Here is a 5,595-nt window from a genome sequence, read left to right as displayed (position 1 = left end):
ACCGCGTGCGGCCGGCCGCGCCGTCGGCCCGGTAGTCGGAACGGGTGCGCTACCCATGACCGCGACGAGGCCTTCCGCTTCGTCGCGATCACACCGGAACGGGCTGGAGGCTCGATGGGCAGCGACGACACCTACTACTACGCCCTGATCGAAACGACGGAGGGCGAGAAGCTCTACGTCCGGTTCTCCCAGAGCGGAGACAAGCTCGATACGGGGTTCACCCAGCCCTTCGAGCAGGCCTGGAAGGGCTCCAGGGAGGCGGTCGACTGGCTCGCGGCCGCCGCGGCCTCGGGCGCCAGCCTCCCGTCGCCGTACCTGCCGAAGACCGGCAAGGTCTATTTCATGCGCGGCGACGCGTACGTGCGCTGCACCATGGCGACCCACACCATCGACGACGGCTACCCGAAGACGATCACCTCGTACTGGACGGGCTTGCAGGAGGCCCGTTTCGGTACGGGCAACAGTGCGGCCCTCGCCTGGGACGACGACGGCAAGCGGCTGTACCTCTTCAACCGCGACCAGTACGTGCGCTACGACCTGGAAGCCGACAAGGTCGACGACGGCTACCCGAAGACGATCGGCGGCTACTGGGCCGGAACGCAGGAAGCCGGCTTCTCCACCGGCATCGACGCCTTCATCCGCTGGGACGCCGACACCGCCTACGCCTTCAAGGGCGGCCAGTACATCCGCTACAACATCACCAAGGACAAGGTCGACCCCGGCTACCCGCGCGGGATCACCGACCACTGGTCCGCTCTCGCCCAGGCCCGCACACGCCGCGTCCTGGCCCTGTGGAAGGCCCCGGCCACCAAGGTCAACGCCGTCCGGATCCGCCCCGTCGTCGAGGCGGGCACCTCCACACCCGCGTTCATCACCCCGGACGACGGGGCCGAGAGGCTGCTGCTGGACGAGCCACGCAAGGTCAACAGCTGGAAGGAGTTCGAGCAGCAGTGGAAGGTCCCGGCCCTCGTCGCCGAATGCGGGCAGAAGCCCGAGAGCGAGTACACGCCTGAGCTGACCGCGGACCTGGTGATGGCCGAGGCGGTGTACGCGTTCTTCGCCCATGGGGGACGGTCCTGCTACATCGTGCCGCGCGCGAAGGGCGACCACGACTACGCGAAGGCCCTGACGGCGCTGGAGCGGGTCCACGACGTGCACATGGTCGTCGCGCCCACCCTCCGGCTGGACAAGCCCGGCCCGGCGGACGCCCGCCTGGTCATGCGGTCCATCGCGGCGCACTGCCAGAAGATGCGCAACCGGGTGGCGATCCTGGACACGCCTCGTCCGTCCGACCCGTCCACCGCCGGAGCCCAGGGCCTCGACGCGGAGCCGCCGCTCCAGAGCGCGTACGCCGCGGTGTACACCCCGTGGGTGAAGGTCGCCGGACTGGACGACCGGCCGCGCCTCGTGCCGGCCGGCGGACACATCGCCGGTCTCTGGGCACGCACGGACAAGGAGCGAGGAGTGCACAAGGCGCCCGAAGGTGAGCTGTCCGGCGTGCTCGACCTCGCGGAACAACTGACCGAGAAGCAAGCCACGGCACTCAACCACCGAGGCGTCAACTGCGTGCGCACCTTCCCGGGGCGCGGGGTGACGGTGTGGGGCAATCGCACGCTCAGCGCGGAGAACGACCACATGTACCTCAACGTACGGCGACTCACCTGCTTCCTGACCGACACCATCGAACAGAGCACCCGGTGGGCGGTGTTCGAGCCGAACGACGAGAAGCTGTGGGCAGGCATCCACACGCAGGTCACCGGCTTCCTGACGGACCAGTGGCGCAAGGGCGCACTGCAGGGCGCGACCGCGGAATCCGCGTTCCGCGTCATCTGCGACGAGAGCAACAACCAGCGGTCGGGCAGCGACAAGGGTGTCGTCCGCGTCGACGTCGCCATCGCCCCCGTGCGACCGGGGGAGTTCGTGTCCATGACCATCAAGCAGTACCGGTGACCGAGGCCGGGCCGTAGGGCGGGAGCCGGAAGCCGACCTCCGCGCCGCCGTCGGGCGAGTCGGTGGCGAAGACGGTGCCGGCGTCGGAGGTGATCAGGTCGTGGACGATCGCGAGACCGAGGCCGGAGCCCGGGACCGCCTCGGTGTGCGGGTCGCGGTGGAAGCGGTCGAAGACGGAGTCCCGCTCGTCCGGCGCGATGCCGGGCCCGTGGTCGCGTACGGACAGCCGGGTGCAGCAGCGCCATCGTCCCCACGGCCAGCCCCGTCCGCCGTGCGCTCAGTCCGCACACCAGCCGATCGCGGCAATGGCCTCCCGCGCGGCCCGGCACAGTTCTTCGTCCCGCAGGATGTCGCCGCCGTAGCGGCGCGGCGAGACCGTCACCTGGTGCAGTACGGGCAGGGCGGCCACGGCGGGGCGGCCGATCGCGCCGAGCACCCGTACGGTCTGCACCACCAGCGGCGTGACGCTGTGCCGGACCAGTGGCGCCAGTTCCGGCAGCAGGGCTGCCAGCGCGGGGGCCGCGTCGCCGGTGATCCGCCACCAGGCATGGGCCGCGCCGACCCGGCTCCATTCGCCCGGGCAGGTCAGCAGCGGGCGTACGGCGTCGGCGTACGGCGCGGCCAGCGGGCCCAGGTCGGCCAGGTAGCGCAGCACCGGGCGGCCGTGGCCGGCCCGTACCGCCGCGCCGCACACCCGCAGGGCCCGCTCCGGGTCACCCGTGACGCGCCAGTGCGCCCAGGCGGCGGTCTGCGAGCCCTGCCACCGGTAGCCCGACCGCTCGGTGTACGCGCCCGCGAGCCCGGCGAGCACACCGGCCACCGCGCGGGCCACCCCGGGCCCGGCCGCCTGGCCGATCCGACCCAGGACTTCGGCCGCCGGACGGGCGGCCGGAGTGTCGAGCATCGCGGCCAGTTCGGGCGCCGCCGGCGCCGCGGCCGGGCCCCACTGGGCGAGGATCCGCAGTATCTCGGGCCCTCCCCGGTCCTCGGAACCGGCGGCGAGCGCGGTCCGGAAGCCCGGCAGCAGCTTCGGCGCCCACCGCTCGGGCACGGAGTCGACCCGCACGAAGTGGTCCCCGCAGCGCTCCCCGTACCAGCCCGCCGCCCGGTCGTCGCCCATGCCGACCAGCCCCCGCACGGCCACGCCGACGCTGTGCGACCGGGAGGAGTCCCCGGACCGCTCGACGTAGCGCACCAGCCGGTCCGCGTACGGGGCGGCCGCCGCGCCACCCCGGGCGAAGACGTCGAGCGCTTCGCCGGCCACCGCCTCGTCGTCGATCCCTGCGGCGACGGTCTCCCACAGCTCCGCCCCCGGGTCGCGCCAGTACCGCAGTCGCGCCCCCGCGGTCGCCACGGCCGCTCGGCGAAGGTTCACCCCGGTGTGACCCGCCAGCGTCTCCACCAGCGCTGCGGCCTCCTGCGGATGCGGCGCCAGCAGGTGGGTGAGGGGCTTGACCGGGTCGTAGCCGCGCGGCCACCACGGCACGTCCGGCAGACGGCCGCCTCCGGTCGCGGCGAGCGCGGAGGCCACCGCGAGGCCCGTGCCCGCCGCGTCGCCCGGGACGCCGGGGTCGCCCGCGGACAGGATGCCCTGCGCGGCTGCCAGTCGTACCTGGGCGTCCTGGTGCTCCAGCCACGGCCGGAGCCACGCCGAGGTCTCAGCGGTCTCGGCGGGATCGGCGCGGGACGGCAGCCGCGACAGCCTTCCCACCGCGAGCAGTTGGGAGGTGAGCGCCGCCGTGTCGTCCTCCACGGCGGCCTGACGACGCAGCGCGTCGAGTGCGGCCGGGTCGGCGCAGCGGATCGTGCGCAGGACCCAGGCGGCACCGGTGCGCACGCCGGCCGCCGGGCTCGCGACCAGCGGGAGCACGTGGCGCCCGCCGTTCGTGAAGACCGTGAAGGTCATGGAGTGCACGCCGGCGGAGGTTCTGCAGGCACCGTGCCCCCGGCGGGCCAGGAAATCGAGCACCTGGATCAGGCGCCGCTCGTCCAGATCCGTGAGCATCTCGAAGAGGCAGGAGACCGCATGGGCGAAGAGCGGCGTGGTGGTCGCCCACCCGAGCTTCTCCTCCAACCGCAGCCAGGCGTGGCGTCGTTGCCCGAAGGTCACCAGCCCGCGCAACAGAGCCGGCATCTCCTCCTGGCCGGCCGGCACCCGCTCCAGTACGTGCCAGGGCACCCCGGCCCCCCACTGCTTCATGCCCGGGAGCTTAGCCAGAGCCCACATCCTGCCGCCGCACCGGTACGGGGCCTCCTGTGACCCCGGCGTGCGGCGGACAACCGCGTGCCGCCGAGGGCTCCCGTGCGCCCCCCCCTGACGGGCCAACGGCCAGGCGGTGACGGCCGATGATGGGGACGTCACCCCGACTCACGACAGAGGCAGACGATGGGCCGACGGAAGCCAGGAAAGCAGCGCCGTACGGGCAAGGACGGCCTGCGGACCTTCACCCTGCGGGAACTGCGGCCCCCGGGGGCCGCGTACGAAGCCTGGTTCATCCCGGCTCAGGCCGGCGTGCCGATCCCGGACGGCCTCGGCGAGGACGCCGCGGACATCGCGGCGCGGATCGGGCGTCTCGGGCCGCTCTACGGCGGCGTGGTGCCGCAGGCGGCCCTGTACCTCGACTTGGCGATGGACTCGGGGAAGCTGGCGGTCCTCAAGGAGGGGGAGGCGCACCTCATCGAGGTGAGCGACTTCCTCGGCAGCGTTCCGGGCAAGGACATGGACCTGGACGGCATGCGGGCCGCCGCGCACGAGTTGCACGCGATCGGCGCGCTGCTCGTCGAGCCGGACGAGGAGTACGGAATCCCGTTCGTGCGGTTCGTGTCCAGGCGGCCGGAGAAGCCGGGCGAGCCGTGGGGGTTCGTGGACGACACGACCGCGCCGGCCGCTTCGACCTGCTTGCCGGACGGGATGTGGAACGTCCTGTCGCTCGAGGTCACCGGGGCCATCGCCTTCCTGCGGTCGTGCCTGTCCCAGCTGGAGGAGCCTGATCTCGCCGACTTCGCGGAAAGGAACCGCCTCGGCGAGGCGGAGGCCCGCAGGCTGTGGGACGCGGCCTGGGCGTCCGGGTTCGTGGACGAGAAGGGCTGCGACGCGTGCCCCGCCGGGCACTTGTGCACCCGGGAGCAATAGGGAGCAGCCGAGGTTTCGTGCCGTGTTTCCGGGGCGTCGGGTTGCGGATGACGTAGCGGAATGCGCTGGTATTGGCGGTATGAACGCGAAAAGGTTCCGGGACGGGCCGTTGTCGATCGGTGAGGTCGCCGAACTGGCCTCCCTCACGCCCAGGACGATCCGCTACTACCACGAGATCGGTCTGGTGCCCGAGCCGGGCCGGGACGGCTCCGGTAACCGGGCCTACCGGATGGAGGAGATCACCCGGCTCCTGTGGGTCCAGCGCATGGCCGCGGCCGGGCTGAGCCTGGACGCGGTCCGTGAAGCCGCAGAAGCGACCGACGACCAGCAGGTGCGGACCCTCCTGACGGAGCTGGACCGGGTCCTGGCCGAGAAGGAGGAGCGGCTGGGGCGGCAGCGGGAGGCGGTGGCGCGGCTCCTCGAGTTCGGCAGCGCCACGGGCCTGTTCGCCCCGGAAGTGACCGCCGCGCACCAGGCCGCGGGGCTGGAGGGCCCGAGCAGGGAGGAGCAGG

The 5,595-nt window shown here is 72.7% G+C and carries 5 protein-coding genes; 3 read left to right on the top strand and 2 right to left on the bottom strand.

The window, feature by feature from the left end:
- The first annotated feature begins 114 nt into the window (after window positions 1–114).
- Window positions 115–1,950, top strand: coding sequence for a hemopexin repeat-containing protein (locus ACFV0Q_RS37615; protein WP_385011999.1), 1,836 nt, complete (start codon window positions 115–117; stop codon window positions 1,948–1,950).
- Here ACFV0Q_RS37615 and ACFV0Q_RS37610 read toward each other — a convergent pair.
- Both ACFV0Q_RS37610 and ACFV0Q_RS37605 read right to left on the bottom strand, forming a co-directional pair.
- Window positions 1,934–2,176 (bottom strand): sensor histidine kinase, encoded by a 243-nt coding sequence (locus ACFV0Q_RS37610; RefSeq protein WP_385012001.1) that lies wholly within the window; start codon window positions 2,174–2,176, stop codon window positions 1,934–1,936. The genes ACFV0Q_RS37615 and ACFV0Q_RS37610 overlap by 17 nt on opposite strands.
- Before the next feature lie 51 nt (window positions 2,177–2,227).
- Window positions 2,228–4,150 carry a hypothetical protein gene (locus ACFV0Q_RS37605; protein WP_385011997.1) on the bottom strand — a complete coding sequence of 641 codons (1,923 nt, stop codon included), beginning with the start codon at window positions 4,148–4,150 and terminating at the stop codon, window positions 2,228–2,230.
- Between the two features lie 186 nt (window positions 4,151–4,336).
- On the opposite strand from ACFV0Q_RS37605, the gene ACFV0Q_RS37600 reads away from it, so the two are divergent.
- Entirely contained in the window at window positions 4,337–5,083 is a 747-nt protein-coding gene (locus ACFV0Q_RS37600; protein ID WP_385011995.1) for a hypothetical protein, read from the top strand.
- A gap of 79 nt (window positions 5,084–5,162) precedes the next feature.
- Window positions 5,163–5,595, top strand: a 433-nt coding sequence (locus ACFV0Q_RS37595; protein ID WP_385011993.1) for a MerR family transcriptional regulator, incomplete at its 3' end; no start/stop codon positions are given.

The organism is Streptomyces sp. NPDC059564, assembly GCF_042735575.1.
Taxonomy (GTDB): Bacteria; Actinomycetota; Actinomycetes; order Streptomycetales; family Streptomycetaceae; genus Streptomyces.
Note: the sequence above shows the minus strand (reverse complement) of the source record. Positions and strands in the feature narration are given on the sequence as shown.